At 73.5% G+C, this 3,594-nt stretch carries 4 protein-coding genes; all 4 read left to right on the forward strand.

All coding sequences use genetic code 11. The features are described 5' to 3' along the window. Nucleotides 1-243: 243 nt before the first annotated feature. The 4 genes from IH13_RS44710 (at nucleotide 244) to IH13_RS0118840 (ending at nucleotide 3,441) form a co-directional block, all read left to right on the forward strand. The gene (locus IH13_RS44710) at nucleotides 244-432 is read left to right on the forward strand and encodes a hypothetical protein (protein WP_234433328.1); all 189 of its coding nucleotides are present in this window, start codon (nucleotides 244-246) and stop codon (nucleotides 430-432) included. Nucleotides 433-507: 75 nt separating this feature from the next. Then, on the forward strand, nucleotides 508-933 hold the full coding sequence (locus IH13_RS0118830) for a phage tail protein (protein WP_031085956.1): 426 nt from the start codon (nucleotides 508-510) through the stop codon (nucleotides 931-933). A 49-nt stretch (nucleotides 934-982) separates the two neighbouring features. Beyond that, the gene (locus IH13_RS0118835; protein WP_031085958.1) at nucleotides 983-1,705 is read left to right on the forward strand and encodes a CIS tube protein; all 723 of its coding nucleotides are present in this window, start codon (nucleotides 983-985) and stop codon (nucleotides 1,703-1,705) included. Next, complete coding sequence (locus IH13_RS0118840) at nucleotides 1,702-3,441, forward strand: VgrG-related protein (protein WP_031085960.1); 1,740 nt, start codon at nucleotides 1,702-1,704, stop codon at nucleotides 3,439-3,441. Before IH13_RS0118835 ends, IH13_RS0118840 begins: the two co-directional genes overlap by 4 nt. The last annotated feature ends 153 nt before the right edge of the window (nucleotides 3,442-3,594 follow it).

A 3,594-nucleotide genomic window follows, 5' to 3' on the forward strand; every position in this document is an offset into this window, starting at 1 on the left:
CCAGCGGCTGCCGATGCCGGTCACCGCCGACCTCGGCCGTCCCCCGGTGCCCGGTCTGGCCGCCGTGGCCGCCGCTGGGCCCCCCGCACCTCCACCGCTCCCCGCCGTCCGGGTGGTCCAGCGCGCACAGACCCACGAGGCCGGGGCGGCGACGGCCCCGGCGGCCGCCGGGCGGCGCGGACGCCCCCCCGGCAGGCGGCCCTCCAGCGGGCGGCCTCCGCGGCGGGGATCGCCGGGGGCCCGGTGAAGGCCGTCCCCGCCAAGGCGCCGCCTGACCCCGGGACACGGGCCTCGGGGGCGGCGCAGCCCGTGGCCGGGCCGGATCTGGAGGAACTCGCCCGCAGGCTGCTCGAACCGGTGAGCCGGCTGCTGCGCGCCGACATGCGCCGGGGCCGCGAACGTGCCGGGCGGCTGTACGACGGCCGGCGCTGAGGGGCCCGCGCCCGCCCGGTGCCGACGGCGCCCGCACGGAATTGCAAGGAGAGAGAAGCGGATGAGAGACAGCGGATGACGGACAACATCTTCGCGACGAGCGTGTTCTTCCGGCTCGTCATCGGAGGCAACGACCTGGGGGCCTTCCACACCTGCTCGGGTCTCGGGGCCGAGGTGGAGATGGAGCAGTACGCCGAGGGCGGCAACAACGGCTTCGCGTGGCAGCTGCCGGGACGCATCACCTGGACCAACATCACGCTGACCCGGCCGGTCACCGCCGACACCGCCAAGATCGCGCGCTGGCTGAACGAGATCATCCAGCGGGTCGAGCCCAAGGACGGCGAGATCGTGGCACTCCGACCGGACCTCACCCGCATCATCAGCTGGCAGATCCAGGGGATCGTGCCGGTGCGCTGGCAGGGGCCGTCGTTCGATCCGGCCAACTCCCAGGCGGCCGTCGAGACGCTGGAGATCGCCCACGAGGGCCTTCGGGCGTCCTGACCCGCTCCCCGACCGTATTCCCGACCGCCCTCCCGGAAGGAGGATCCGCATGTCCCCCCTCGGCCGCAACGGCATGGCCCGCGCCCAGCTGACGATCATGGAACCGCCGGCGACGGTCGGGGCCCGGCCGGGCGGCACCCTCGCCCGGCTCACGCTGCAGTTCAACCCCTCCACGCTGTCCCTGAGCAAGAGCAACGAGTGGCGGCGCACCCCGTCCCGTATGGCCGAGGAGTCCGCCCTGCCGGAGTTCGTCGGCAGCGGGCCGCGCTCACTGTCCCTGGACGTCTTCCTCGATGCGACGGCCACCCACGACGACTCCGTGGAACGGGCGGTGGAACAGCTGATGGTGGCGTGCGTCCCCACCCCCGGCAGCCTGGCGAGCAAGACGCCCGCCAGCCCGTGGGTGCGGTTCGAGTGGGGCACGTCGAGGACGACCTCGTTCGACGGGGTGGTGTCCCAGCTCTCGGTCTCCTACACGCTGTTCGACGTCGACGGCAGGCCGTTGCGGGCCACGTGCTCCCTGTCCATCGAGGAGGCGAGCGTCGTACGGCTCGGCCAGAACCCCACCTCGGGCTCGCGCGAGGCGCGCCGTACGCACCGGGTGGTGGCCGGTGACAGCCTGGCGCTGCTGGCCTGGCGGGAGTACGGCGACGCCACCCGGTGGCGCACCATCGCGGAGGCCAACGACATCGACGACCCGATGGCGCTCACCCCCGGTACGGAACTGATCGTGCCCGCCGTGGAAGAGCCCGCGCGCAAGGAGTTCGGATGATCACCGGAGCCAGGTCGTTCGCGGCCGACCCGATCGTCGAGGCCCCCGGTGAGCTGCCGCCCGCCTGGGCGGCCCAGTTGGTGAGCTGTGTGGTCGACGAGAACGTCAACCTGCCGGACACCGCCCTGCTGACGTACCGCGACCCGGACCACAAGCTGCTCACCGCCACCGGGATCACCATCGGCACCCCGCTGAAGGTGTCGGTGGTGACCGTGGAGGACCGTGCGCGGGAGAGGCTGTTCACCGGTGAGGTGACGGCCGTCGAGCTGGACAGCGACACCACGGGCACGTTCACCGTGGTCCGGGCGTTCTCGAAGGCGCACCGCCTCCAGCGGGGCCGTAAGGTGCGGGCGTTCCGGAACATGCGGACCGCTGACATCGTGCGCAAGGTGGCCGCGGGGGCCGGGCTCGCCTGCGGGCGCGTCGAGGCGGCGCCGATCACCCACGAGCAGCTGACCCAGGCGAACGTCTCGGACTGGGAGTTCCTCCAGTACCTCGCCGGTGAGAGCGGCGCGCAGGTGCGCATCGACGACGAGGGCCTGCTGCAGTTCGTGGAACCCGAGCCCGCCTCGTCGGCCGGGCCGGTCGAACTGGCCTACGGCGACAACCTGTTGGCGTTGCGGGCCGTGCTGACCAGCGCGGAGGGGGCGGACAGCGTCGAGGTACGCGGCTGGAACGTCAGGACGAAGACACCGCTGGTGGCCCGGCAGCCGTCGGTGCGGAGCACGACCGTGGTCCCGGGGCTGGACCCCGCGGTGGCGGGGCGGGCGTTCGGCGCGTCCGCCCGGACGACCGTCACGGACACCCCGTACCGCACCCAGGCGGAGACCACGGCGGTGGCGAACGCCGCCGCCGCCGCGGTGAGTTCAGGCTTCGGCGAGATCGAGGCCGTCGCCAAGGGCGATCCCAAACTCCGCGCCGGGGAGCCGGTGACACTGGCCACCGTCGGCCCCGCGTTCTCCGGCCGCTACACGGCGACGGCGGCGCACCACTCCCTCGAACCGCACGGCGGCTACCGTACGACCGTCCTGGTGAGCGCGGCCTCCGACCGCTCGCTGGCCGGGCTGGCCGCCGGGGGCAGCGCCCCGGCCCGGGGCCCGCGCATGCCGGGGCTGGCGATCGGCGTCGTGACCGACGTGCGGGAGAGCGGCGCGGAGCGCGGCTGGGTCCGGCTGACGTTCCCGTGGCTCGACGACACGTACGTGACCGACTGGGTCCGTACCGTGCAGTGGGGCGGCCAGGGCGGCGGCGGGGTCTTCAGCCCCGAGGTCAACGACGAGGTGCTCGTCGGCTTCGAGCAGGGCCTGCTGGACAGCCCGTACGTGCTGGGCGGCCTCTACAACGGCGTCGACAGACCGTCGCCGCACGACGTCCCGCTGATCGACCCGGCCAGCGGCAAGGTCAACCGCCGTTCCGTGGTGTCCCGTTCGGGCCACCGCCTGGAACTGCTGGACGCCCCCCGGGGGCCGTCCGGTGTCCGGCTGGCCAGCGGCGACAAGCGGCTGGAGGTGATGCTGGACGAGCGCCGGGACCGGATCGAGCTGACGGTGTACGGACCGGGCGGCACCCGTGCGCTGAGCTCCGTCACGCTCTCGCCCACCGGCATCACGCTCGACGCGGGCACCGGGGACGTGACGATCAACGGCCGCTCGGTGACCGTCAACGGGAAGACGGGCGTCACCGTCGACGGCGGCCTGCTCGCCGTCCTGAAGGCCAAACTCATCCGCATCAACTGACGTACGCACCGGCGGGGCCGACCCCGCCTTCATCCGAGGAGGAGCGACGATGCCAGCAGCGGCCCGCGTGGGCGACAGCACCGTCCACGGCGGGGTGATCGGCACCCCGCCCCCGGGCGCCGCGGTCGCCGTCGCCAGTGTGCTGATCGGCGC

Origin of the sequence: Streptomyces sp. NRRL WC-3549 (assembly GCF_000721935.1) — a bacterium.
Lineage (GTDB): Bacteria > Actinomycetota > Actinomycetes > Streptomycetales > Streptomycetaceae > Streptomyces.